This is a genomic window from Tenacibaculum sp. M1.3A, from assembly GCF_057732375.1.
Map to the genome: position 1 here is coordinate 14,401 of NZ_JBYJEF010000009.1, position 26,771 is coordinate 41,171.

Sequence of the window (26,771 nt, forward strand, 5' to 3'; positions counted from 1 at the left end):
ATATATAAAAATAATTGACATTATTTTTCTTAAACCTTTCTAGAGTTTAAAAACTGATCTGATTCTGAAGTGTTTTTTTGTAAGCTCAATAATATGGTGTCTAGCGGACTTTTTATTTCTAATAAATCCTTTTTAGCTACGTGTGTATATATCATCGTTGTTTCTGGCTTTGCATGACCTAATAATTCCTGAATATGGCGTAAACCAATACCGTTTTCTAATAAATGTGTAGCATAGCTGTGTCTTAATGTATGCGGAGTAACATGTTTTTTTATGTTGGCAAGTCGGGTAGAGGTGTGCAAGAATTTACGAATGCTACTTTCAGAATATTTTGATCCGGTTGGGCTTTCAACAAAAAAACGTTTCGGCACATAAGTGCTAATATAGTTTTGTAATAAAGGTAAAAAACTGTCTGCTAAAATTACATACCGGTCTTTTCTTCCTTTTCCGTTTTGTACAAATAATTGTCTTCTAGCAACATCAATATGTCTTAACTCGAGTTTGGTTAATTCTCCAATACGTAATCCGGCAGAATATAACATTGCTAAAATAGCGCGGTGTTTTAAGTTTTTGGTAACTTGTAATAAAGTTACAACTTCTTGTTGCGATAAAACAGCAGGTAGTCTTCTAGAAATTTTAGGCCTTTCTAAAGTAAGTGATTCAATATTACATGTAGGATAGTAAACAACAAATAATTTTAAAGCACTTATAAATTGTCGTTGCGAGCTTATACTGTAGTTTCTAGCAATAAAAACAGCTTCAATAAATAACTCAACATTTTTATTGGTGAGTGACTCGATAGGTGCAGGCTGACTAAAATCAATAAAATCAGCAATAAAAGTAAAATACGTAAGCACCGTGCTTTCACTGTAACGTTTACCTCGCAAATACTTTACATAATTCCGAATAATTTCTTTGTTCTCATTCGTAAGTTTACGTTCTGTTTTTACACCTCTGTGATATAATTTTTTAATTACCGATTCATCAATGTTAAAATCAGCAGTAGCAGTTAATAGTTGTTGTATGTCAGAAAGTATTTTATCAGTAAAAGGGCTAACCCATCCTTTTAAAGTTTTACTCCAAGTAAATTTTTTTAAACTCCTAATATGGTTAATTATAGCATTATCATATTTAAAAGTAAGTAATAAAACTACTTTTTTTCTATGCAATGTTTTTTTTACAGAAATTACTTTTTTTTGTGCTGATTCAGTTTTCATATATTACCAAATATACAAAATCATTGATAATATTTGTGTTTAATTCTTGTTAAGTTGTTTTAAGTCAGTTGTTTAATTTATTTGTCGGTATTTTGGTGAAATTAAAACTGCATTCCTATTTTTAAGTTTAAAACTCTGCCTGTCATGTAATTCGGAATTCCGTATTGTTGTTTGCTATAGGCATCACGAACCCAAGTATTGGTTATCGAATTTCTGATGTCAAATAAATTAAAAAGTTCTAAACCAGCTGTTAGTTCTTTAAAATTACGCAAAAAAACAGTTGATCTTTTTTTGTTGGCATCTGTAAACACATAGGATATTCCTACATCGGCTCGTTTGTAATCATTTAATCTATTTTGATATTGATATACATCTGAATAAGCAGGAGCGCCACCCGGAAGTCCCGTGTTATAAACAATATTTAAATAGGCTTTTAAATCAGGTATATTAGGAACATAGTCCTGAAATAAAACACCGAATTTTAAGCGCTGATCAGTTGGTCTTGCAATATATCCTTGATTGTTGATGTTTTCTTCCGTTTTTAAATACCCAAAACTCACCCAACTATCATTACCAGGCACAAATTCTCCGTTTAACCGAATATCTAATCCGTAGGCATAAGCATCAGTTACATTATCTGCTCTATAACGAATACGAACATTGTCTACCGAATACGAATTTACATTAGATAAATCTTTATAATACAACTCGGTTGTTAGTTTAAAAGGGCGTTGCCACATGGTAAAACTGTACTCATTACCTGCAACTAAATGAATTGATTTTTGGGCTTTTACCTTCGGATTAATACTACCGTCATAACCTCTTAATTCTTTATAAAACGGAGGCTGAGAATACCAACCACCAGAGATTCTAAACAACATATCTTTATCCCAATCTGGTTTGATAGCAAATTGCGCCCTAGGGCTAAATATAATTTGATTTTCCGCGCTTTCATTAGCTGTTTTTACACTCCAGTTATGAGCGCGTACACCAAAATTCATCCATATTTGATGATTTTTCCAATTACTTTTTCTGCTGAATTGTAAAAACCCCGAAACACGATTAATATCTACATTATTATCAGCTCTAACAGTATTAAATGGTTCAATGGGTCCTGTAAAAGGTTCGTAGGGTTGATTGTTGCCTGTAATGTTTGGCGGACGTACGGTGAAACCTAAAGAATCTATCACTTCCCATTCGCGTATGCGGTCTTTTATATTTTCTGTTTGATATTTTACGCCTGCTTTCCATTCATTTTTGCCATCTTTTAAAGTTGCTTTTAGTTGAATGTTACTTATTAAGGCATCTAAATCGTTACGTGCATGGTTAATTTGCGATCCGATTCCTTGTGAGAAAGCGACTTCCCCAAAATTTTCAGAACCAATATTACTATCCACTTCTCCTAAATTATAAGAAGCGGCAATATCAAAATACTCTTCTTCTTGAGTGTTGAAAGAAGAAATGGTTCCTGTAACTTTTAAATTATCATTTACTTGATAATCGGTAGAAAAAGCACCAAAAAGTGTTTTAAATTGGTCTTTTTCTTGCCCTTGATAAAAAACAATAAGTTCTAACGGATTTACCAACGTACCAAAACGTGTTTTTCTTGTTAATGGTTCGTAATTATAATTGTTTAGAGAGAAATTACTTAAAAAATTGAAAGTAACTTTATCGGTTGCTTTGTAGGTTAAAAAAGATTGTAGGTCGGTAAAAGTTGGTTTAAAATTTACATCTACCTGCTTACTGTTTACAAATAAACTGTTATCGCGGTAACGAACACCAACAATGGCACTTAACTTATTATTTAAAAAAGAGTCTTCTATGGTAAAACTTCCGCCTAATAAACTAACATCTAGTTGCGCACCAAATTCAGTTGGTTTACGATACGTGATGTCTAAAACAGAAGATAGCTTGTCGCCGTATTTGGCTTGAAATCCGCCTGCGGAAAAATTAATATTTTGTACCATTTGCGGATTGATAAAACTTAATCCTTCTTGCTGGCCAGAGCGTATTAAAAACGGACGATATACTTCTATACCGTTTACATATACTAAGTTTTCATCAAAATTACCACCACGAACATTATACTGTGTGCTTAATTCGTTGTTATTACTAACGCCAGGCAGCGTCATTAAAATATTTTCTACACCTGCGTTGGCGCCTAATATTTTCTGAACTTTTTTTGTGTCTATTTTTGTAATTCCTTGCGCTTCTTTTCTTAGATTTTTAATACTAACTTCTTCTAATTGTTCTGTTTTAAAAGTAAGAGAAGGAGAGAAGTTAAAGATTTTTTTACCTCTAGAAGTAAATTTTTTTGTAACCGTTTTATAGGAAACATGACTAAAGGTAACAGTAACTGTTTTACGCATCGGAATGGTAAAGTTATAGTCTCCGCTGGCATTGGTTGTGGTTCCTTCAGATAGGTATGTAATTGCTACACCTTCTATAGGAGTGTTAAATTTGTTGGTTATTATACCTTTTATAATTGCTGTTTTTTGAGCAGAAATTAATGAAGGGAAGAGCAGTAAAAAAAGTAGTTTTTTCAAGGGTTTTATAGTTTATTTTTTAAAGAATGTAGCGGTAACAGTCTTAATGTTTCCAACATTGTCCGAAACTACAAGTTTAAAGAGATGTTTGCTACCAACCAACTTTTTATCGGTAAAATCGTAGGTGAGAATTCCTTTTTTATGGTTGTATTCCATTAATACCCAGCTTCCATCTATGGTTGCGCGGTAATTTTTTATGCCAGATTCGTTGTCTTTAATTTTTACTTTTAAGGTTTTATTTTTTGATATCCACTGTTTATCATTAAAATTATACAACTTAATAGTAGGTGTATTGGTATCGTAAAGTAGCGTATAATCCCCTAAAATTTTTGAGGTAGTATATATTTTGTTAATATTTTTTCTTGTTGAAACATACCTAGGGTATTTAGCGTTGGTAATATTGGCAATATATACTTGTTGCTTTTGCTTTTCATTTAAAAAAGAGGTGTCAAAAGTTAAGGTATATCTTTTATCTATTGGTTTAGTTTTATTATGAATTTTAGCAATACCATCCTTAAAAGAAAAATCGATAAAACAATCTTCGTAAAAAGTATTTTTAGGAAAAGCAACCGTTACATTGTTAAGCGTAAATTTTTGAAAATTTTTAGCAACAATTTTATAATTTGTAGTGTCTTTTTGTTGATATACTAAATTACTTTCTACTCCTCTTACAGGTATTTTAACAGAAGCGGTATTGTTTTTAAAATCTTTAGCAATGATTTCAACATTATAGCTTGCGTTTTTTTCAACAAGTATTTTACCATTATTTATTAAGTCTTCATATAAACTTAACTTGTTGGCACTTACTTTATGTGTTTTTTGCACTTTACTTTTATAGGTTTTGTAGTGTTTATAATCAATTAATAAATTGATGTATTTACTTTCAGAAAAAGAAAAAGTTTCAACATCGTGGTAATAAACTCTGCTACCATTTACTTTCATTTCTAAACTGTAAATTCCGTTTTTGTTTAAAGCACCGTTTAGTCTATCAAAAACACTAATTCCGAAACCTATAATTCCGCTAGCAGTAATACTTTCACTGATAAAATTATTTTCACTGATTTTTTTAAATGATAAAACCGATTTTAAATTAGAATTATTAACTCTTGATTGTTCATTTAAAGGATATGCCATTATTTTCTTAATACTAGGCGATGTATCATCAGCTACAGCTATTCCGAAATGTAAAGGGTTTATAATTCGTTCTGTTTTAGTATCTCTAATTTCGTAATGCAAATGTGGGCCGCCAGAGCCACCAGTGTCACCACTATAACCAATAATTTGACCTTTGCTAACAGGAAATTGTTCTTCTTTCGGAAATATATTTCCTGTTTGATAACTCTTTTTCTTGTACTGAATCCCTTTAACGTATTTCTGAATAGCGGGCTTAAAGTTTTTTAAGTGCGCGTATACCGTTGTATATCCGTTAGGATGTTTAAGGTATATTGCTTTACCAAAACCATATTGCGATACTTTTATGCGAGAAACATATCCGCTAGCAGCAGCGTAAATGGGCAAACCTTCTTTGCCTTGAGTTTTAATATCAATACCCGAATGAAAATGGTTACTTCTTAATTCACCAAAAGTACCTGATAAAATAATCGGTATTTTTAAAGGAGAAGCAAAGTAGTCTTTAGGGTATTGCTTTTGTGCATTAGCAGTATAAAAGAGCAATAAAAAAATAATGGAAAAATAAAATTTCAAGATATAGCGGTTTTAAAACAAAAATACTAAAAATAAGCTGAAACACTTAGATGTCTTATAATCAGTAGTGTTGTTAAAAAAACAATAAAATAGTTGTTATTTAAGTTCTATATTGATAACTTTGTAAGTATAGTTTTATTCTCACAAATAAATGAGTAACCCTTTAGAAGCAATTCATTTACTGGAAGATAAGTTAAGAAACCTACTTTCGAGGTATGAATTTTTAAAAGAAGAAAACCAAGTATTGCTTCAAAATAACGCAGAGTTACAAATTTTATTACAAGAAAAACAGCAAGAATTAAATAAAGAGCAAGAAGAATATAAATTGCTAAAAATTGCTAAAACTATAGAAGGCAGTAACAAAAATACAAGAGAAACAAAACTCAAAATAAATACATTAGTTCGGGAGATTGATAAATGCATTACTCTTTTGAATTCATAAAAAGTTCTTTACATGGCAAAAATTAAAGTTAATGTAGTAATTGCAGGAAGAACGTACCCGTTGAGTGTAGAAAACACAGATGAAGAACAAGGGATGCGCAGTGCGGCAAAAAACATTAACGATTTAATTGCTAAGTTTGAACAAAGTTATGCAGTATCAGATAAACAAGATGTATTGGCAATGTGCGCATTGCAATTTGCATCTAAATCAGAAATAGTATCTTTAACCAATACTAAAGAAAATACTGAAGTAATAAATAAAATAAATGATTTGGCTAACTTGTTAGATAAACATTTGTAACGTTCTTTAAAATACATTATTAATATACTGCCTACATTAGTACATTGTTTGTTAAACTCAACACTATTTATTTAGAAAGGATGAGTCTTGGTTCGTAAAGCAAGCCGATTTTAGATCGGATCCTTGATAAGCCAGTTAGTCCTAAACCTGTTTTTTCGGAGTTTATAAAACCCATATTAATGTAGGCTTTTTTTATACAATCAAATTAAAATTATGGATGGAATATTATTTCCTGTATTAGCAGGAATTATAGGTATAGCAATAGGTTTTATAATCGCTAAAATATTAGAAAAATCGGCTGCTAATAAATTAATACTAGAAACAAAAAAGCAAGCAAGAAATATTGTAAAAGAGGCTAAAATAGAAGCTGATGCAATAAAGAAAGATAAAATATTACAAGCCAAAGAAAAGTTTATCGAACTAAAATCTGAGCATGAAAAGGTAATTTTTTCGAGAGAAAAAAAGATGTCTGATGTTGAAAAGAGAGTAAGAGATAAAGAGAGTCAGGTATCATCTGAACTAGATAAGAATAAAAAATTAAACAAGTCTGTAGAGAAGAAAGAAGCAGATTTTGATTATAAATTAGATTTTTTAGATAAAAAAGAATCTGATTTAGAAAAACAGCACAAACGTCAGGTAGATATGTTAGAGCAAATTTCTGGCCTATCAGCAGAAGATGCAAAAACAGAGTTGGTTTCGTCTTTAAAAGATGAAGCAAAGGCAGATGCAATGTCGTTTGTACAAAATGCTATTGAAGAAGCTAAAATGACAGCACAACAAGATGCTCGTAAAATTGTATTAAATACGATACAAAGAGTAGGAGTAGAGCAAGCTGTTGAAAACTGTGTATCTGTTTTTAACTTAGAGTCAGACGATGTTAAAGGTCGGATTATTGGTCGTGAAGGTCGTAATATTCGTGCTTTAGAAGCTGCTACCGGAGTAGAAATTATAGTAGATGACACACCTGAAGCAATTATTTTATCTTGTTTTGATCCTGTTCGTAGAGAAATTGCTCGTTTATCAATGCATAAATTAGTGACAGACGGAAGAATTCACCCAGCAAGAATTGAAGAAGTTGTTAAGAAAACAGAAAAACAAATTAGTCAAGAAATTATTGAAGTTGGTAAACGTACTGTTATCGATTTAGGAATTCATGGTTTACATCCTGAATTGATTAAAATCGTTGGACGTATGAAATACCGTTCTTCTTATGGTCAGAATTTATTACAACACTCGCGTGAAGTTGCTAATCTTTGTGGTATTATGGCATCAGAAATGGGCTTAAATGCTAAAGCAGCTAAACGTGCTGGTTTATTACATGATATTGGTAAAGTGCCAGAAACAGAAAGTGAATTACCGCATGCTTTATTAGGAATGCAATGGGCAGAGAAATTTGGTGAAAAGCCAGATGTTTGTAATGCCATTGGAGCTCACCACGACGAAATAGAAATGAAGAGTTTATTATCTCCTATCGTTCAGGTTTGTGATGCTATTTCAGGAGCAAGACCAGGTGCGCGTCGTCAGGTATTAGATTCTTATATACAGCGTTTAAAAGATTTAGAAGATATCGCTTTCGGATTTAGTGGTGTGCAAAAAGCATATGCTATTCAGGCAGGTCGTGAATTAAGAGTAATGGTAGAAAGTGCTAAGGTAAATGATACTAAAGCAGCAGAATTATCATTTAATATTTCGCAAAAAATACAGAATGATATGACGTATCCAGGGCAAGTGAAAGTTACTGTGATTCGTGAAACAAGAGCTGTTAATGTTGCTAAATAATAGCAATTAATTATATTAAAAAATCCTCATCGTAATTGATGAGGATTTTTTTTACAAAAAACTACCTAAATAATTAAAGCTTTACATGAATCGAAATTCATTTTAGGTTCTTATGATAGTCTATGACCAATCTTATGTAATTCTGAATCAAGTTCAGATTAACGGCTTCAATACTTTTTTGTTATCTATTTCTTTTAGATTTTCCTTTTTGCTCAGGAGTTGTTCTTTTTTTATGATATTTTTTTGAGTAGTTTTTATTTTTACGTCTTTTTAAAAGCTTACCTCTTTTTCCTGTTTTTGCATTAGGAACGGCTCTGTAATAAAAAAACTTTTCATCTTCTCTATACTTTCTGTAATTCTTTCTAAAGTCTCTTTTGTAAAAATACGCATCGTTATAATTAAATATACTACCAATGTTAATATCAATATCTATACCTCCGTTGTTGTAATATACATCATCATTATAATGATCATTATATCTTACGTTTCCATAAAAACGAGGATTATTCCAACGATCATACCTAATATTTAAATTTCCTACTTTTGATAATTTTCCATAGCTATAATCAATATAAATACTACCAATTCTTGTTACATTACCTCTACGATCATAATTAATAAAAGTGTTACCAATACGCCTTACTTTTCCTCTACGATCTCGCTCTATACGAACACCGCTACTTGTTTTAGCGCGCCTACCATTATAATCGACATATCTTGTGTTTTTATAATGTGTATTAAAATCAAAATCACCGTTTAAAAATACGTGAAATTGCACATCTCTTTCAATAAAGGTAACAGCATCGTTATAACGATTTGTAACCCCAACTTTATTTGTTGACTTATTTATGTTTTCAGCATTAACTGTTGCTAATGACATAATTGCTAATAATAAAAGTATCCCTTTTTTCATAATTGATAAATTTAGGGTTTCGCTTACTCTATTTGCTTTTCGGCTTCCGCATTTGATTGATAATTTTCAAAGAACGTGCCAAAAATAAATTAAGTTATCTATGTTTACAAGATAAACGATATTGTTTTTATATGTATGGTGTTGTTTTTAAGGCGCTTACCTATGTGTTGTCAAATACTTTATTTTAGTCATAAAAAAGGCTATATTTATACGCCTTACTCTTAAAACCCGGATAAAAATGATTGATGCTATTGATAAAAACTTGCAAAGAGGAATAAAATTATTAAATGCTATTTCTGATGAGCAATACAGTAACAAATCAATAGCTCCTTACTATTCGAGTATAGGTGCGAATATGCGTCATGTTTTAGATGTTTTTGTGTGTCTTTTTAATGGATTAGAAAATAATGTTGTTGATTTTTCAGATAGAGAAAGAAATCAATTAGCAGAAGAACAAACGAAATTCGGAATTGAATATTTTAATGATGTTATTACGCAATTACATTCCCTAAAAATTACAGATTATGATATTATTGTAGCTGTTACTGATGATTTAGGAACAGGTAAAATTACGGCAAATTATACTTTAGCAAGTGCATTAATACAAGCACATACACACGCAATACATCATTTTGCTAGTATAGGTTTTATAATAAATCAGTTAGAAATAGAGTTACCTGATGCCGATTTTGGATACAACCCAACAACACCAAAAAAGGTATGTATAGAATAATAGCCTTATCTATGAATATACACCCAACCTTTTTGAGTTTTAGACAAACTAAAGTTACCAAATTTTAATAAATAAAAATAAGTACCAACAGGTAATTTACTACTAGTATTTATAGTTGCCCTACCAATTGATGTACCAGTCCAATCATTTTTATAATTTGTAGCTTTATAAACAAGGTTTCCCCAACGATTAAAAACTTCAAGATAGCTTTCATTATATTGCTCTAAACCATCAAATATTAGTGTCTCATTTTTTGTGTCTCCATTAGGTGTGATTATAATATTTACGTCAGTTAAGTTACCATCAGCAACACCAGACCCTATTGTTATTATTTCATAATCATCAGGTATAAATGTATTTGATGTTACTAATCCCTGAGTTAGATCTCCTATCACATTTGTATTTCCGAGATCAATCCATTTATTTACAGTTTTACTCCAGCCAACTACACGTAATTCATTAATGTTATTTGTTATATTATTAATATCACTTAAGTTATCCCAAGTTAAAGTAACAGTAGTTTCTATTGTTCCGTTAAGATCCCAAAATTCGTTTTCATTTATATTTTCAATAAATACTTGTTTTTGGTCTGTTAAAAAAGATTCACCAAATGTACTAGGTGTATTAGGGTCTTCATAAAAATAAGCGCCTTTAAACGTGGTGCTTTCTGATTGAGAAGGAATTCTCATAGGTCTTAATCGGTTGTCATCGCCTACAGGGAAAGTAAATTCGTTTAAACCGACAACGGAAGTATATCCGTCAACAAATCGATTATCATCTTCACCAGCATAAAAATTATGATTTATATAATCTAAAGAAACACCTGTGTTGTTTTTATCTGTTACTATTTTGCCGTTTATAAAACTAAATTCATTCGTTACTCCTAAAGAAATTTGTAGTTCTAAATCGTTATTAGCATCTACTTCAATATCAGAAAATATAGGTCTATTATTTCCTGAAACAATTCGCGTTACATCATTACTGTAAAAGCCAGCAAGCCCCTCATTGTTGTTAAAAACACCATTGTTTATTAAGTTGGTATGAAAACCAACTCGAGCACCAGTATGCATCTGTAAGTTTCCTGTATTTTGAAATGCAGTTTGTGAATTAATTGTAAATGGTAAAATAAATACCATTAATAATGTATGAAACTTCATAAAATTCCCGTATTTTATAATATTTATTTTTGTTTTGTTGTAGATTGTAATTTATCTTACAATATTCACTATTATTAAGCTTAATAAATATTTTTAAATATTGTATTAAACTACTTTAATTGGAGCTAAATTTTAATGTTATTTATAAGCAGTGTATAAAACAACTAGGTTCTCATTTACAGCGTTAACTGTGCGAGTAACATTAATTGTAAAGCCATTAACATTAAAAGAAGTTAGAGAAGCTGTTATTTTTCCCAAACTATCTCCATTCTGATTTCCATATCGTATACCAATACAATTAATATTTGATGAGTAACGAGAGATGTCGTTAATAGAGTTTCCACTACCTCCAACAAAAATCACTTCTTGTGTAATTGATGCAGGTGTGATTAATGTAGCTTCATTAAATCTAGCAAAACCATTCATAGAACCATATGAGTTGTTTATGCCTGAATTATTATTACCAACTTGATTATCATTATCGATAGATAAAGTTTCGATATTAGCATGTGCTACAAATGTTATCTGAGAAGGTTCAAAAGGTAAACCTACAATTGTTTTATTTCCTGAAGCATCAATAATAAATGAACCCGTATGAACAACGGGGCCAGTGTAAATATTTTGTATCGTACCTTTATTATCTATAACTCTAATCTCTTGAGCAGATAATGAACATGAAAAGGATAGATATAAAAGGGTGATTATTAATTTTAGGTTATTATATGCTAGTTTCAATATGAATATAGTTTTTTAAACACCCCAAAAAGTTATTGAGTTTAGCTCAATGTCTTGTACTTGGACTGTATTAATATTTGTATTATACATAATTAGTTCGTTAAAACTAGTAGTTGCATGGTTTGCAGGTTGATTTCCTGTAGCCCATCCAATCGCAAAATCTTCTGTTAATGTACATCTACCTGTTGTGTGTGTGCCGTTAAACCTTTGTATAGCTCCCGATCTAGCTATTACATTTGTGCTTGTTTTTATGAATGTATATATTTCCCAAACATTAAAGTTAGCGCTGTTATTAAAATTACGTGGATTGTTACAACAAACACCTGGGTCGAAATATAAATTTTGATTACTCCAGTTTATGTGAGTAGACCACCTATTGCTATTAACCAAAACACCAAACGTATGTTGTGCTTTAGTGGTTGCTCTCATTACACCAATAACAGTACCTTCATTACCATTATTTGTAAGGTTTTGTATCCCGTTAGGGGTATCAATTGTTAAGTGGTCATTAATACCATCTCCTTGAAAATAAGGTGTATTTGGGTCTGGATAAAAACGAGGCTGACTTATGGTTAGTGTTTGTTCTGCATTTCTACCTAAGCCACTTTGATCATACCAAGTACGTACAAATACATCACTAGTGCCTCTCCATGTATTTATTGCTTCAATATCTACAATATCATTATCTCCCCAGCCAAAATCTTCTTCTTCTTGTACTACTACACCTAATAAAATTACTGTTTTTCTTAACCTAACTATCGGTCCGTTATAATCACTTTCAAGAACACGCATAGAAAAAGCAAAGCTTATATTATCTAATTTGTCATCAAGTATATGATGAGGTTTCATTTTAGGAAACTGATTATAATTAGCTATTTGAGCATAGCTAGATAGTGTGAATATTATAAGTATATTTAGAATATATTTATTCATAAATTATCTTTTTAAATCACCAGTTAAATGAAATATATTTGTAGCTGTTGAAATTAACCCTGCGCCAGCACTTATACCAGCAGTTTTAAATCGTGATAACCTGTTTAAGATTGTAGCACCACCAATTATGGTTACTTGCCCAAGACCTGTTTGGTAAACACTAATATTATAGCCAATAGGAAAACCGTTAGGAACAGTAAGTGTAACATTCGTAGCGCTATTAAATGTAAAAACTTTACCGTTATCGATAAGTTCTAGCGTGTAATTAGCTGTTTTATTTATTACAGTAACTAAGTTAGGATCTACCCAGTTTGTACCTGTTATTGTTGATGAAAGAAACTGCCCATTGGTACCAGAATCTCCGCTACTGTCATTATAAGTACCTGTTACGCTTATGTCTTCATTAATGCTAATATCTTGATTCGCATCTATAGTTAATGCATTAATTCCGTTTGTTGAAAAACCTAATTCATTATCAGCATCACTGTACATACCTGTATCTGAATCATTGAAAAATCGATAAGAAGGAAGTCCTAGTGTACCGTTTGCATTATTTAACCCCGATGTTCTTATAGTACCATTTACATTTAATTTATTTGTGCCCGCAAGTGTATTTCCTATATATAACCTTTTTGTTAAATTGTTCCAGAAAAGTTGATCGTTATCTTCTGTAGGAGTACCGTCGGTATTTGCAAAAAAAATAGAACCAGTAGTACCAACATGTGGAGCATTGTCGTTTACAATTTTCCAATTATTTGTGTTTTTATCCCATATTTTTACAATATTAGGCGTCGTAGTAGTATCAAACCAAATATCATTTTCTAAAGTAATAATAGTAGGGTTGTTAGGATTCGTTGCCGATGTAAATACTCTATTATTATTTACTGTTTCAATAGTACCTTTGTTATCTATAACACGAATTTCCTGTGCATTTATTCTATTAGAAAACAGAGCCAATGCACAAGAAATTAATATTATATGTACTATTTTTTGATACATTAATGATTATTTAATCCAATGTATTTCGAAAATATCTCCATTATAAATTTCCCAATCATTAGGAGCTACAGTTTGTGGTTGAACAGTAACAACACCGGCACCTAATATGTAATCAGTTCCAGCTCTTAATTTAGCACCATTTCTATATACTGAAACTTTAAATAAAGATGTCGTTGCAACTATATCTGTAACAGTAATATCTAAGTTAGCAGTTGAATCAGCAGCTGCAGTTTCTTCTACTTTAACTCCTTGAACTTGCAATAAATCAGAAGCTCTAATTTTTTGAGTTTTACCTGAAACTTCATCTCTTACTAGTACAGTAAAACCTGTTGTTGTTCCATTGGCATGATCTGTTTCATTTAATTCTGCATCTGTATTGGTAGATGCTGTAGAAATATCAGTAACCAATTCTAATCCATCTAAAGCGAATGCGTTTCCATTAGCATCAATATAGGTATCTTCTACTAAAGCACCACCTAGTTGCCATGTTGTTGTTGTTCTGTTATTTGCAGCAGTAGATGTAATAGTTGTTATTCCATTATTTGCTTGTAAGTATTTGATAGTTCCTTTATTATCTATTAGTCTAATAGATTCACCTGCAGCATTTGCTTGCGTAGTATTAGCTGTTCCATCATCTGCAGGTAATGTTTGCGCACTAGTAGTACCAAGGGCTAACATACCAACAGCAAGTGCTGCTATTTTAAATTTGCTTGTAATTGTTTTCATAAATTGTTATTTTAATGTTTGTAATAGGGGTTTTATTAATAAAATTGTACTATTCTTATTTGATCGCCTGAATAGCATATTGCCTCAGGTTCTATTTGTAAGCTTGTATTATCTATGATTGTAAAATCTATACGAACACCATTTCTGTAAACGTTTATTTTATCAGTAGATCTTAATACCAGTCCGTTAAAAATTAACTGTCCGTCGGTAGCTATTAATTGTGTTACTTCTTCTCTAATAAGATTTGTGGTTGTTACTTTTTTTAATTGACCAGTAACTCTATCTATAGTTACAATGTCATCTAACGTAACATCTCCATCTTCTAAACCAGTAATTGCTAATGTATTTATTGCTGTTGTTTCTATTATTGTAGGCTTAATTAACAAGCCGCCTAGTTGAACAGTATTGCCTGTATCAATCAAAAGACCATTGTTAGCTACTGGGGTTGCATTTGAACTAATCCAAATAGTACCATCATAGGCGTAAATGAAACCAGAAGAACTATCAACATAAACATCACCCGAAGTAGGGTTTGGAGCAGTTGTTGTATTAGGCGGACCATTACCTCTTCTTGGGTTGTTGTCTATAGAGATCCAAGAAGATCCGTTCCAAATACTTGTGGTGTTATTTAAAGCATCGTTAATCCAAAAATCTCCTAAATTATTATCTGTAGGTGCTGTTGCAGCGGTTGTTACATTAATGTTATTGCCCGTATTACATAAATTAATCCAAACTGTACCGTCATATAAAAACACACAGTTTTGATCAGTGTTAAAAACTAACCCACCGCGTAATGGTTGAATAGCATTCATTTGTACTTCCGTCATTCGGCTTATTACTAAGGCTTTATCTGTGCTTTCTAATTCAAGAATTGAATTCACATTAATAATAGAAGGGTTGTTTCCAATTTTAACTTGCGCTGAAATTGAAATATTTATAAGTAAAAGAAGTAGTAATGAGTATTTTATCTTCATACTTAGTGTTGATTTTATAATACAATTATATTGTTTTTTTTTGTTCTATTAAAATTTTATTCAAAGAAATTAACTGTTAAATAAGACACTAATTCTTTACAAAGGTCACATTTTTTTAATTAAGAGAACTTTTTTATACCTGAAATGTATTTTTTTAATTCTAAAATTTCAAAAGTAAAAATTTTTGGACTCTTATAGGGTGTGTTAAACTGTTTATTATTTATAACGGCTATTTCATAAATACTTTTCCAATGATTTCTAATACATTTAAGTGCTTTAAAATAGGTGTAATTTTCAGCATCGTAAATGTGTGTAGGTTCTGCTAGTATTCCATTTATTTCAATAATTTTGAAATCACTACCATTTTCTAAAGCTGAAAAAGAATTGTACTTCAAATCTACTCTACCATAATACCAACCTGGAATCAGTACACTTAGTTTGTCGAAAGTTTTTGTTAAACTTTCATTAATTAAGTGATTTCCGTTTAAAAACTGCGTTCCTTTAGAATGGTTACCTATAGCTGTTAGTTTTATAAGTTCTTTTTCTTTTGGAATTTTAGTTAATTTTTTCTGATGAATTTCGCTGAATAATTCTATATATAACTTAGCTCTATCATCATTTAAAATGAGCTCTTCTAATGATGATTTTCCATCGCCTGTAACCGTTAAAAAACGCTTTAAGGTTAAAGAAGTGATATGGCCTTTGTTGTTTTGCGGATTACGGTGATAAAAAACACCACACTCATTTTCAAAATCAAGAAATTCTTGAATAATAATATTGATTTTATACTTGTCTAAGTATTCTTTTAAATCAGCTTCAGAATATATTTTCTTTACTAATAAACCTCTAAAACCAATGTCTGGTTTAGCTATTAAAGGGAATTGAATTTGTTGTTCTTTTATTTTAATTATAACAGTATTAAATTCACTATAAGGTTTTACTAATATCGATTTAGGTCTGTACTTTTCAGGAATCAACATGGTAGTTTCGTACTTGCTTTCGGTACCATTTCCTGAGCTTTTTATGGCCGGGTTTACAGCGCTAAAAAAGGCAAGGTGTTTGGCTTTAAAAGCTAAATAAAAAGCATATGGTAAATTAGGAACATAAAACATAGCTGTTGGCCAGTGCTCCCATTTTGTAAGTTTTTGTATAGTAGAATTTTTTCTCAAGTTATTTTTGAAATAAATAGTCTAAAAACCCCTTTATTGTTTTAAATCCGAAGTAAACCGTAAATAAAATTAAAAAAGTACCTAAAGTTAATAATACATAAGCAATATAAGTTTCAGGTACTTCGGTGTAAATTCTAAAAGCTTTAAAACCGAAACTTAATACAATAGGAGACAGTATTAATAGGCCTAAAAGAAAAACAAATTTCCTTACAACAGTATCAAATGTTTTTGTCTTATTCATTCGGATAGTTTTTAATTACAGTACGTACGTTTCCGTATTTTTTTAATAGCTTACTAGCTGTTTCTTGGCTGATATTTAATTCGGATACTAACATTTTTTCTCCTCTATCTACCAATTTTTTGTTAGATAACTGCATGTCAACCATTTTATTACCTTTTACTTTGCCTAGTTGAATCATAGTAGCGGTAGATAACATGTTTAATACTAGTTTTTGAGCAGTACCAGCTTTCATACGTGAGCTTCCAGTTACAAATTCAGGACCAACAACAACTTCTATCGGAAATTGTGCTGTTAAAGATAACGGACTACCTTCGTTACAAGTAATACATCCTGTAATAATGTTGTTTTTATTACATTCTTCTAAAGCGGCAATTACATACGGAGTAGTACCTGAGGCTGCAATACCAATAACAATATCTTTATTTGATATACTATGTTCTTGTAAATCTACCCAACCTTGGTTTGTTGAGTCTTCTGCATTTTCTACGGCTTTTCTTATGGCAATATCTCCACCAGCAATAAGTCCGATAACCAATTCATGAGGAACTCCAAAAGTAGGAGGGCACTCACTAGCATCTAAAACTCCTAAACGACCACTTGTACCAGCGCCGATATAAAATAACCTGCCACCTTCTTTTAATTTGATAACAATTTGTTTTGTTAATTCTTCTATTTGGGGCAATGCCTTTTCAACAGCTAAAGGAACTGCTTTGTCCTCTGTATTTATGTTTGATAATAATTCAGAAACACTCATTTTTTCTAAATGATTGTATTTCGAAGATTGTTCTGTAGTTTTAGTAAAGCTCATAAATCAAATTTAATGAATTTTATATTTTGTTTTACAAAAAAAGCAGGTGATTTATCACCTGCTTTTATAATATATAATTTAAAGAATTAAATACTTTGTAAAATAGTATTTAAAGTAGCACTCGGTTTCATAATTGCATCAGCTAAATTATCTGTTGGTTCATAATAACCACCAATTAAAGCTTCTTTTCCTTGTACAGAATTTAATTCAGAAACAATAGTTGTTTCGCTTGTTGCCATTTTATCTGCAATAGGAGTAAACTGTGCTTTTAAATCAGCATCTTTAGTTTGCGAAGCTAACGCCTCTGCCCAATACATTGCTAAATAAAAATGAGAACCTCTATTGTCTAACTCACCAGTTCTTCTAGAAGGACCTTTTTTGTTGTCTAATAACTTATCAGTAGCATCATCTAAAGTTTCAGCTAATACTTTTGCTTTACTATTACTATTCGTTTCACCTAAATGCTCTAAAGAAACAGCTAAAGCTAAAAATTCACCTAAAGAATCCCAACGTAAATGGTTTTCGTTAACTAATTGCTCAACGTGTTTTGGAGCAGAACCTCCAGCACCAGTTTCAAATAAGCCACCACCATTCATTAAAGGAACGATTGATAACATTTTTGCTGAAGTACCTAATTCTAAAATAGGAAATAAATCAGTTAAATAATCACGCAACACATTTCCGGTTACAGAAATGGTTTCTTCACCTTGTTTAACTCTTTCTAATGTGAAAGTAGTTGCTTCACGAATAGACATCACAAAAATATCTAAACCGTTAGTGTCGTGATCTGCTAAGTATTTTTCTACTTTTTTAATGATTTCAGCATCGTGAGCTCTGTTTTCGTCTAACCAAAAAACAGCAGGTGCTTTAGCAGCTCTAGCTCTAGTAACAGCTAATTTAACCCAGTCTTGAATTGGTGCATCTTTTGTTTGACACATTCTCCAGATATCACCTTGTTCCACTTCGTGAGAAATTAAGGTTGTTCCGTTTGCGTCAATTACATCTACTGTTCCGTTTGATGCAATTTCGAAAGTTTTATCATGTGATCCGTATTCTTCAGCTTTTTGAGCCATTAAACCTACATTAGGTACTGTTCCCATAGTGGTAGGATCGAAAGCACCATTTTCTTTACAGAAATCTATGGTAGCTTGGTATAATGAAGCGTAAGAACTATCAGGAATTACTGCTTTTGTATCTTGTTGTTTTCCTGCTTTATTCCACATTTGTCCCGAAGTACGAATCATTGCTGGCATAGACGCATCAATAATTACATCAGAAGGTACGTGTAAGTTGGTAATTCCTTTATCAGAATTTACCATGGCAACATCAGGATTGTTTGCGTAGATAGTCTCAATATCTGCTAAGATAGCTGCTTTTTTATCTGCAGATAACTCTTCTAGGTTACTTAGTAAGTTTCCGAATCCGTTATTTACATCAACTCCAATTTCTTCGAAAGTAGCGTTGTGTTTAGCGAATAAATCTTTAAAGAAAACACGAACTGCATGACCGAAAATGATAGGGTCAGAAACCTTCATCATTGTTGCTTTCATATGTAATGAAAATAACAATCCTTTTTCTTTCGTATCTGCAATCTGCTCAGCTAAAAAGGCTAATAAAGCTTTTTTATTCATTACAGATCCGTCTATAACTTCACCATCTAATAAAGAAACTTTTTCTTTTAAAGTATTTTTTGTTCCGTTAGCATCAGTATGTACAATTTTTACATCTGTAGTATTGGTTATGGTAACTGATTTTTCGGTATGTGCAAAATCTCCACTAGTCATTGTTGAAACATGTGTTTCTGAACTAGAGCTCCAAGCTCCCATTGAATGTGGATTCTTTTTTGCGTAATTTTTTACTGCCTTTGGTGCTCTACGGTCAGAATTACCTTCACGTAATACAGGGTTTACCGCTGAACCTTTAATTTTATTATAACGTGCTAAAATTGATTTTTCTTCATCAGAATTAGCTTCTTCAGGAAAATCTGGTAAGGCATATCCTAAAGTTTGTAATTCTTTTATAGCAGCTTTTAATTGAGGTACAGAGGCAGAAATATTAGGTAATTTAATAATATTAGCTTCTGGTTTCTTAGCTAAGTCTCCTAAAAAAGTTAAAGCATCTTCTACTTGTTGCTCTTTCGTAAGGAAATCAGAGAAGTTAGCAAGAATACGTCCTGCAAGAGAAATATCTTTTGTTTCTATTTCTATGTTAGATGATTTTGTAAAAGCCTTTACAATAGGTAAAAAAGAACGTGTAGCTAATGCTGGAGCTTCATCCGTTTTAGTGTACATGATTTTAGCAGTCTTGCTCATATATTAGTTGTTTTAAGGTGGTATTATTTAAAATACACACAGTAATCATTAATTTTATTTTTGAAGTATTGCAAATTTAAGAATTACTGATGAGTTTTTAGATGCTAAAACGTTATTAATTAAGGTGTTTTATTGTGAATTTGATAAATAAAAGAAGGCTTGGAAGCTTGTTTTTATTAAAGGTAAAAGCCATATTAAACAATTTCTTGTAATAATATGGCTTTTTTTAAAATAGTAATCGTATTGATATGTAATACTGTGCTTATCAAATAGAACAATGTTCTATGCTTCTCTTTATGAAAAGACTACTTTCCTATTTTAAACTGAAACAGATCTTTAAAGATATGTTTCATTGTTTTTAAACCTTTTTTTGTTATCAATAATATCTAATAAACCATTGTAAATAATAAAACAACTTGTATTATATTTAAATTAGATAAGCGAATTAAAAATGTTTAAAAGCAATATATAAAAAGAACATTTCTTTTAATGAGTTTATAGTAATGCTACTTATTAGAGTATGAGCTAATAATAAGGTTTTAATATAAACTCTGAAGTAAATATAAACAGTTGTATCTTGTTTTAATAATATTTAACTATTTATATATTAACACGTTACGAACTATAGTTATTAACAATTGTGAATAAAAAAAGCATTGTGAAAATCACAACGCTTTTTTATAAGTCGAATTAAGAAGTAAATCTTAACCTCTTCTTTCTTTAATTCTAGCTTTCTTACCAGTAAGACCTCTAAAGTAAAAGATACGTGCTCTACGTACAATACCTTTTTTGTTTACTTCAATTTTCTGAATAGCAGGTAAGTTTACAGGGAAGATACGTTCAACTCCTACAGTACCAGACATTTTTCTGATTGTAAAAGTTTCAGAAGCACCAACACCTCTTTTTTGTATAACAACTCCTCTAAAGAACTGTGTACGTACTTTTTCACCTTCTCTAATTTCATAAAACACTGTAATTGTGTCTCCTGCAGAGAATTGTGGTAATTCGTTTCTTGTTACAAATTCGTCTTGAACAAACTTTACTAAATCCATTGTAATGATATTTATATGATTTTATAAAACAACATTCACGATATTTTCGTCAGAGGTTAATTTATGGCTGCAAAATTAATCAAAATATTATAAAATACGAACTTTTGATTTAAAATATTTATTCCTTTATAGAACGGCTTTTACAATTAATTGTTTTTTGGGCTAAAAAAATAGATGTTTTTCTTTTTATTATTAGCTATTAAATTGTAGTTAAGGTTACGATCTATATTTTCTTTTTTAGAATTCTTTTTTGATATTATTAAATAAAACGAATTTTTACTTTCTAAAATACTATCAAGTTCTTCTGATTTTATAGATTTCACTTTTCCCTTAGAATAAAATTGGCTAGAGTAACTTTTTGTTTTGTGATGATAAATCGGAATATCTTTTTTGCAAGAATCCTGAATGAAATATTTATCAGAATTTGCATATGTTTCCATATTGTTATTTACCAAACCAAAACCATAAACCAAAATAGTGGTAATTGGTACGATTAAACTAATGGTTATGATTGTCGTTTTTTGTTTGATATCTTTCCAAAAATGAACAGCCAAAAGAGCAATCGGAATTAATACAGGTAATATATATGGGTGAATTAAACTTTTAGAAACGGTAAAGAACAATGGTGTCCATATTAACCAAGCACTTAAAAATAATATCCATTTGTTAGAAAAGAACTCTGTGCGGTTTTTCCATAGTTTGCCTATAATAACTTGAATCCAAGGTAAGGCAAATAGTAAGAGGAAAATCCAAATCATTCCTAAAGGTTGTTGTTTCGGAAACCCGTATTTATCACCAGACCAACTACTGTCAAAAAAACGACTAAAGTGCTCACCAACGATAAAATAATCGATAAAGCCTGGCGTTTTTTGTTCCGCTAAATAATACCAAGGAATTGCAACTAATACCATTATTAGTATTCCTAAGAAATAAGGAAATGTTTTAAATACCTTTTTAAATGATTTTGAAATTAGCGTCCACATAAAAATAGGAGGCAAGGTTAAAATAAAAATAATAGGTCCTTTTGCCAATAGTCCCAATCCAAAACCAACAAAAATTAAATATTTCCAAATAGGTTTTTCAGGATGATGCATGGCTTCCCAGAAAGAAAGCATTACTAAGGCTACACTAAATGCTAAAGAAGTATCAGTAGAAACTACGCCCGCGTGAATTAAAAATTCAGGAATAGTAAGTGCTATAAATCCCGGTAAAAAAAACGAAAGATTTTCTCTTTTGGCATATTTACCAATCAAGAATATCATTAAAATACTTAATAATAAGTATGGTAATCTTGCGGTAAACTCAGTAACTCCGAAAACATCAAAACTTAAAGCAGATAGCCAAGTAGAAAGTGGTGGTTTTGCCCAAAACGGAACTCCATAATCTATTTGTGGTGTTATATAGTCGTTTGTTTCTGCCATTATTCTGGCAATCTCTGCATAACGAGCTTCTGTTTTGTCCATTAAAGGAACTACAGCGTTTAAAAAACCTCTCCATAGTATTAAGAGAAGAACAGCAACGGCGAAAAAGTTTTTCTTATTGATTAGGTTACGCATTTGTATTTAAGATTTGTATCGTTTTTTTATTGAAAGTAAATCAAACCAAAGTTTAAAGAAATAGGTCATTTTTACACGACTATCGTCAGCATCAATCCAAGATTTTAAAGGGATTTCTCGAGCGATATTTTTCATGTTTTCTTTTTCGAAAATGAAAATTAAACGGTGAAAAATTTCTACATCAAACAGCCATTTTGAAATAAAATCTTCTTTAAAAACTTTTGAAGCGATTTCTTTATTGAAAATTTTACATCCGCATTGCGTATCATAAACCTTTAAATCTAATTGTTTGGATATTAAAGTGGCAATAAATCTACCGATAAAAAAACGATGTTGTTTACGCTGAATATCAGTATCTATTTTTGCAATTCTAGATCCGAAAGCAAATTGAACTGTTGTGTTTATTTCTTTACTTATACTATGGCATTCCTCTAAGGTGGTTGCTAAATCAGCATCTAAATAAGCAATTTTTAAGAAGGAATTATTTGCTTCACAAAAATTAAAACCAGCTTTAACAGCTCCTGCTTTTCCTGCGTTTTTATCTAAAGAAAGTAGTTTTATATTTTTAGGATAAATAGTTGCTAATTGTTCTATAACAGTATCCGTTTTATCTGAAGAACCATCGTTTACAAAAAATAAAAGCACATCAGAAGTTGTATCTAAAAACTGTTTAAACTGATTTATAGGTAATCGGTTTTCTTCATTATAACAAGGAATAACAATAATTAAATCGTGATGTGGTTTTTGATTAGTCATCTAATAAATCGGGTCTTATATTCTTAGTATGTTGGTATGCTTTTTCATTTCTCCATTCATCAATTTTCGGGAAATTTCCCGACAATAATACTTCAGGAACTTTCATTCCGTCATATTCTGCAGGTCTTGTATAAACTGGTGGTGATAATAAATCGTCTTGAAAAGAATCTGTTAAAGCAGATTGTTCATCACCTAAAACACCTGGAATTAAACGAACAACAGCATCACATAAAATAGCAGCTGCCAATTCGCCACCTGTTAAAACATAATCGCCAATAGAAATTTCTTTGGTAATAAATCGATCTCTAACACGCTGATCGACTCCTTTATAATGGCCTGTTAAAATAATAATATTTTCTTTTAACGAAAGTGTGTTTGCGATAGATTGATTTAATGTTTTAGCATCAGGCGTCATATAAATAATTTCATCATACGTTCTTTCTGATTGTAATTTAGAAATACAATTATCAATCGGTTCGATCATTAAAACCATACCAGCTCCACCACCAAATTGGGTATCGTCTAGTTTTTTGTAAGAACCGATTCCGTAATCACGTAAATTGTGAAAATGAATTTCAGCTAAACCTTTATCAATGGCGCGTTTCATCATAGAATGTTCAAACGGGCTTTTTAGTAAATCTGGTGCTAGGGTAATAATATCTATTCGCATAATGGCAAAGATATATTTTTTAAAGGATACTTATGATGGAAATATTTTTTTGAATTTCTTCGGAAGCTCTTTTGTTATGTTAATTGCTTTTTTCGTAAACGGATGTTCAAATTTTAAAGTAGATGCGTGTAAATACAGTCCTTTTCCGTTTAAAACTAATCCGTCTATAAAATGTTCTTTGTCACCTAATATCGGATTTTTAATAGCTAATAAATGTTTTCTTAATTGATGTTTTCTTCCTGTTTTTGGTGTTAATTCAACTAAGTTTAAAATATTAAAACGTTCAGAAATAACAGTTTTTAAAACTCGATATGAAGTAAATGCATTTTTTGTGTCAACCGGGAAATTAATCTCTCCTTTTTCGTCCATTTTGCCAATGTTTATGGCATGATATGTTTTTTGAATTCCCTTATTTTCAAATAATTGATTCAAAGCAATAATACTCGAGCTTGTTTTTCCGATTAATAACAGTCCGCTTGTCGGGTAATCTAATCGATGTACAGGTCTTGGTCGTACAGCATCAAAAAGGGTGCTTTTTGTTATGTTTTGCAGCAAAGCATTATCTATCGTTGCAAATGAGTTTCCGCTAACTAAAATACCCGAAGGTTTATAAATTACGGCTAAATAATCATCTTCAAAAAGAATATCTAAGTTAAACTCAAATTGTTTAAATGTAGTGTCGTTTCCTTTTTTATATAATTCGATAAGTTCATTACCATTTATAAATAGGGCAGTAGTGGCAATTTTACCATCTACTAAAATCAATTCTTTTTTAAGTGCTTTTTTTAAACCAGATTTAGTCGGAATCGTTTTAAAAACACCAACTCCGTATTCTTGTAATCGAATCGGTTTTTCTAACGTAGGAACCTTATGTGTTTCTGATACGGTCATTTATTTAGCAAACAATTGCGAAATGTCTTTAAAAGCTTTAAATTCTAAAGCATTATTTTCTGGATCGTTAAAAAACATCGTTGCTTGCTCGCCAACCAAACCTTGAAAGCGAATAGTAGGAGCTATAATAAATGTAGTGTTATTCGTTTTTAATCTTTCAGAAAGTGCTACCCAATCATTCCATTTTAAAACAATTCCAAAATGCGGAACAGGAACATCGTGTCCGTCAACAGGATTTGTAATTGAATTTGTTGGTTGATAACCTTCCTTTTGATGGATAACTAATTGATGTCCGAAGAAATTAAAATCTACCCAATAATCCGAACTTCTACCTTCTTCGCATTGTAAAATGTCTCTATAAAAAGTTCTACTTTTTTCTAAGTTTTGAACAGGAATTGCTAGATGAAATGGTTGTAAACTCATGTTATAAATATTATTTTAAAAGAATGTTTTTAATTAAAAGCTATTAAAATCCATCTGCTTTATCATCACCTCTAGGATCGGCTCCACCTTCTAATTTTCCATCAGGTAACACTAAAATACCGGCTACTTTACCAATAACAGGGCTGTCTTTTTCATTTAAAAGATATCCTAATTTTTGTAAATCTTGTTTAACAGTGGTATCAAATTTATTAGGTTCCATCATAATAACATCTGGCAACCATTGATGATGAAATCGAGGTTGATTAACGGCTTCTTGCATACCCATTTTAAATTCGTGTGCATTTAAAATAGTTTGTAATACAGAAGTTATAATTGTAGATCCGCCAGGCGTACCAACAACCATCCATAGTTTTCCGTTTTTTTCAACAATAGTAGGCGTCATTGAACTTAACATACGTTTTTCAGGAGCAATTTCATTTGCTTTTGCACCAATTAATCCAAACATATTTGGCTCACCGGGCTTGCTGCTAAAATCGTCCATTTCATTGTTTAAAAAGAAACCTAAATCTGAGCAATATAGTTTAGAGCCATAAGCGCCATTAATTGTAGTTGTCACGGAAACTGCATTTCCGAATTTATCAACAATAGAATAATGCGTTGTTTCGTCGCTTTCAATCATTTCAACGTTACCATGAGAAACATCTTCGGATAAAGTTGCTTTATCAAAAGAAAAATCCCTCATTCGGTATTTGGTATATCTTTTACTGATTAAAGTGTCTAGTAAAATATTTACAAAATCAGGATCTCCTAAAAAGAAACTTCTATCCGCATAAGCACGTCTTTCTGCTTCTGTAACAACCTGAATCGTTTTTGTGGTGTTATGTCCAAATTTATCTAACTCATAAGGTTCAATCGCATTCATTATTTGCGCTAAACAAACGCCGCCACTTGATGGTGGCGACATAGAAATTACGCGCAAGTCATCATATTTAAAGGTAACTGGAGTTCGCCATTTAGCTTCATACTTAGCTAGATCTTCCTCAGTCATAATTCCGCCATTAGCTTGCATAAATTTCACTAAATGCTTTGCTGTTTCACCTTTGTAAAACTCATCCCTACCGTTTTCTAAGATACGTTGTAAAGTTGCTGCTAGCGCAGGATATTTAATAGTGTCGTTCTTTTTCCAATGTTTATTAAAAAGAATCGTGTCTTTATTTGCTTTTAAAAATGATGGTTGGTGTTTTTTTATGCGATTTTCTTGTTTTTGAGTAACAATAACGCCTTTTTTAGCCAAAGCAATAACCGGAGTTAAAATATCAGCAATAGGTAAAGTTCCAAATTTTTTATGAGTAGCGAAAACTCCGGCAACTGTTCCAGGAATTCCAACAGCCATCGCGCCAAGTGTGCTTTTGTTTTTAACAACATTACCAAGACTGTCTAAAAACATGTTTTTAGCGGCCGCGAGTGGTGCTTTTTCACGATAATCTAATGCGCCAATTTCTCCTGTGTTTTTACGATATACCATAAATCCGCCACCGCCAATATTACCAGCATACGGATATGCTACTGCTAAAGCTAATTCTGTAGCTGCCATTGCATCGAAAGCATTTCCACCTTTTTTTAGAATGTCAACTCCGATTTTAGAAGCTTCTTCTCTGGCAGAAACTACCATTGCTTTGGTTGTAACTAATCCTGTAATTTTTTCTTTTGGAGGCGCTGTTTTGCAACTTGATAGAATAATTGAAAAGAAAATAAATAAGAATATATTTTTCAT

The 26,771-nt window shown here is 31.2% G+C and carries 25 protein-coding genes and 1 other RNA gene; 5 read left to right on the forward strand and 21 right to left on the reverse strand.

Annotation, left to right across the window (positions count from 1 at the left end; genetic code table 11):
* Positions 1-29: 29 nt before the first annotated feature.
* The 3 genes from AC28QF_RS12445 to AC28QF_RS12455 all read right to left on the reverse strand — a co-directional run bounded on the left by AC28QF_RS12445 (position 30) and on the right by AC28QF_RS12455 (position 5,467).
* Complete coding sequence (locus AC28QF_RS12445) at positions 30-1,217, reverse strand: tyrosine-type recombinase/integrase (protein ID WP_488202135.1); 1,188 nt, start codon at positions 1,215-1,217, stop codon at positions 30-32.
* 101 nt (positions 1,218-1,318) lie between these two features.
* Entirely contained in the window at positions 1,319-3,763 is a 2,445-nt protein-coding gene (locus AC28QF_RS12450) for a TonB-dependent receptor (protein WP_488202136.1), read from the reverse strand.
* Positions 3,764-3,775: 12 nt separating this feature from the next.
* Complete coding sequence (locus AC28QF_RS12455) at positions 3,776-5,467, reverse strand: M23 family metallopeptidase (protein ID WP_488202137.1); 1,692 nt, start codon at positions 5,465-5,467, stop codon at positions 3,776-3,778.
* A 151-nt stretch (positions 5,468-5,618) separates the two neighbouring features.
* On the opposite strand from AC28QF_RS12455, the gene AC28QF_RS12460 reads away from it, so the two are divergent.
* The 4 genes from AC28QF_RS12460 (at position 5,619) to rny (ending at position 7,988) form a co-directional block, all read left to right on the forward strand.
* Entirely contained in the window at positions 5,619-5,909 is a 291-nt protein-coding gene (locus AC28QF_RS12460) for a hypothetical protein (RefSeq protein ID WP_488202138.1), read from the forward strand.
* 12 nt (positions 5,910-5,921) lie between these two features.
* On the forward strand, positions 5,922-6,209 hold the full coding sequence (locus AC28QF_RS12465) for a cell division protein ZapA (RefSeq protein ID WP_218773341.1): 288 nt from the start codon (positions 5,922-5,924) through the stop codon (positions 6,207-6,209).
* A 55-nt stretch (positions 6,210-6,264) separates the two neighbouring features.
* Positions 6,265-6,373: non-coding RNA, 6S RNA (gene ssrS, locus AC28QF_RS12470), on the forward strand.
* Positions 6,374-6,422: 49 nt separating this feature from the next.
* Positions 6,423-7,988, forward strand: a complete 1,566-nt coding sequence (rny, locus tag AC28QF_RS12475) for a ribonuclease Y (protein WP_488202139.1) — start codon at positions 6,423-6,425, stop codon at positions 7,986-7,988.
* Positions 7,989-8,169: 181 nt separating this feature from the next.
* Here the strand turns inward: rny and AC28QF_RS12480 are convergent, their stop codons facing one another.
* On the reverse strand, positions 8,170-8,901 hold the full coding sequence (locus AC28QF_RS12480) for a hypothetical protein (protein ID WP_488202140.1): 732 nt from the start codon (positions 8,899-8,901) through the stop codon (positions 8,170-8,172).
* A gap of 238 nt (positions 8,902-9,139) precedes the next feature.
* Between AC28QF_RS12480 and AC28QF_RS12485 the strand changes: the two genes are divergently transcribed.
* Positions 9,140-9,634, forward strand: coding sequence for a DinB family protein (locus AC28QF_RS12485; protein ID WP_488202141.1), 495 nt, complete (start codon positions 9,140-9,142; stop codon positions 9,632-9,634).
* A gap of 5 nt (positions 9,635-9,639) precedes the next feature.
* On the opposite strand, the gene AC28QF_RS12490 is transcribed toward AC28QF_RS12485, so the two are convergent.
* The 17 genes from AC28QF_RS12490 to ggt all read right to left on the reverse strand — a co-directional run bounded on the left by AC28QF_RS12490 (position 9,640) and on the right by ggt (position 26,771).
* Entirely contained in the window at positions 9,640-10,791 is a 1,152-nt protein-coding gene (locus AC28QF_RS12490) for a T9SS type B sorting domain-containing protein (RefSeq protein WP_488202142.1), read from the reverse strand.
* A 138-nt stretch (positions 10,792-10,929) separates the two neighbouring features.
* Positions 10,930-11,526: a hypothetical protein gene (locus AC28QF_RS12495; protein ID WP_488202143.1), complete on the reverse strand. Its 597-nt coding sequence runs from the start codon at positions 11,524-11,526 to the stop codon at positions 10,930-10,932.
* Between the two features lie 15 nt (positions 11,527-11,541).
* Positions 11,542-12,459 carry a hypothetical protein gene (locus AC28QF_RS12500; protein WP_488202144.1) on the reverse strand — a complete coding sequence of 306 codons (918 nt, stop codon included), beginning with the start codon at positions 12,457-12,459 and terminating at the stop codon, positions 11,542-11,544.
* A 3-nt stretch (positions 12,460-12,462) separates the two neighbouring features.
* The gene (locus AC28QF_RS12505) at positions 12,463-13,458 is read right to left on the reverse strand and encodes a hypothetical protein (protein WP_488202145.1); all 996 of its coding nucleotides are present in this window, start codon (positions 13,456-13,458) and stop codon (positions 12,463-12,465) included.
* A 6-nt stretch (positions 13,459-13,464) separates the two neighbouring features.
* The gene (locus AC28QF_RS12510) at positions 13,465-14,184 is read right to left on the reverse strand and encodes a hypothetical protein (protein WP_488202146.1); all 720 of its coding nucleotides are present in this window, start codon (positions 14,182-14,184) and stop codon (positions 13,465-13,467) included.
* Between the two features lie 35 nt (positions 14,185-14,219).
* Entirely contained in the window at positions 14,220-15,158 is a 939-nt protein-coding gene (locus AC28QF_RS12515) for a hypothetical protein (protein WP_488202147.1), read from the reverse strand.
* A gap of 119 nt (positions 15,159-15,277) precedes the next feature.
* A complete protein-coding gene (locus AC28QF_RS12520; protein ID WP_488202148.1) occupies positions 15,278-16,327 on the reverse strand; it encodes a D-alanine--D-alanine ligase in 1,050 nt (349 codons plus the stop codon).
* Between the two features lies 1 nt (position 16,328).
* Entirely contained in the window at positions 16,329-16,568 is a 240-nt protein-coding gene (locus AC28QF_RS12525) for a DUF6095 family protein (RefSeq protein ID WP_488202149.1), read from the reverse strand.
* Entirely contained in the window at positions 16,561-17,376 is an 816-nt protein-coding gene (gene murQ, locus AC28QF_RS12530; RefSeq protein ID WP_488202150.1) for an N-acetylmuramic acid 6-phosphate etherase, read from the reverse strand. The genes AC28QF_RS12525 and murQ overlap by 8 nt, the downstream gene beginning before the upstream one ends.
* 86 nt (positions 17,377-17,462) lie before the next feature.
* Positions 17,463-19,688, reverse strand: a complete 2,226-nt coding sequence (locus AC28QF_RS12535) for an NADP-dependent isocitrate dehydrogenase (RefSeq protein WP_488202151.1) — start codon at positions 19,686-19,688, stop codon at positions 17,463-17,465.
* Positions 19,689-20,392: 704 nt separating this feature from the next.
* The gene (gene rplS / locus AC28QF_RS12540) at positions 20,393-20,740 is read right to left on the reverse strand and encodes a 50S ribosomal protein L19 (protein ID WP_488202152.1); all 348 of its coding nucleotides are present in this window, start codon (positions 20,738-20,740) and stop codon (positions 20,393-20,395) included.
* A gap of 146 nt (positions 20,741-20,886) precedes the next feature.
* On the reverse strand, positions 20,887-22,296 hold the full coding sequence (locus AC28QF_RS12545) for an ArnT family glycosyltransferase (protein ID WP_488202153.1): 1,410 nt from the start codon (positions 22,294-22,296) through the stop codon (positions 20,887-20,889).
* Positions 22,297-22,302: 6 nt separating this feature from the next.
* Positions 22,303-23,052: a glycosyltransferase gene (locus AC28QF_RS12550; protein ID WP_488202154.1), complete on the reverse strand. Its 750-nt coding sequence runs from the start codon at positions 23,050-23,052 to the stop codon at positions 22,303-22,305.
* On the reverse strand, positions 23,045-23,722 hold the full coding sequence (gene trmD, locus AC28QF_RS12555) for a tRNA (guanosine(37)-N1)-methyltransferase TrmD (RefSeq protein ID WP_218773326.1): 678 nt from the start codon (positions 23,720-23,722) through the stop codon (positions 23,045-23,047). Before trmD ends, AC28QF_RS12550 begins: the two co-directional genes overlap by 8 nt.
* Before the next feature lie 30 nt (positions 23,723-23,752).
* On the reverse strand, positions 23,753-24,613 hold the full coding sequence (locus AC28QF_RS12560) for an RluA family pseudouridine synthase (RefSeq protein ID WP_488202155.1): 861 nt from the start codon (positions 24,611-24,613) through the stop codon (positions 23,753-23,755).
* Complete coding sequence (locus AC28QF_RS12565) at positions 24,614-25,036, reverse strand: VOC family protein (protein ID WP_488202156.1); 423 nt, start codon at positions 25,034-25,036, stop codon at positions 24,614-24,616.
* Positions 25,037-25,079: 43 nt separating this feature from the next.
* The gene (gene ggt, locus AC28QF_RS12570) at positions 25,080-26,771 is read right to left on the reverse strand and encodes a gamma-glutamyltransferase (protein ID WP_488202157.1); all 1,692 of its coding nucleotides are present in this window, start codon (positions 26,769-26,771) and stop codon (positions 25,080-25,082) included.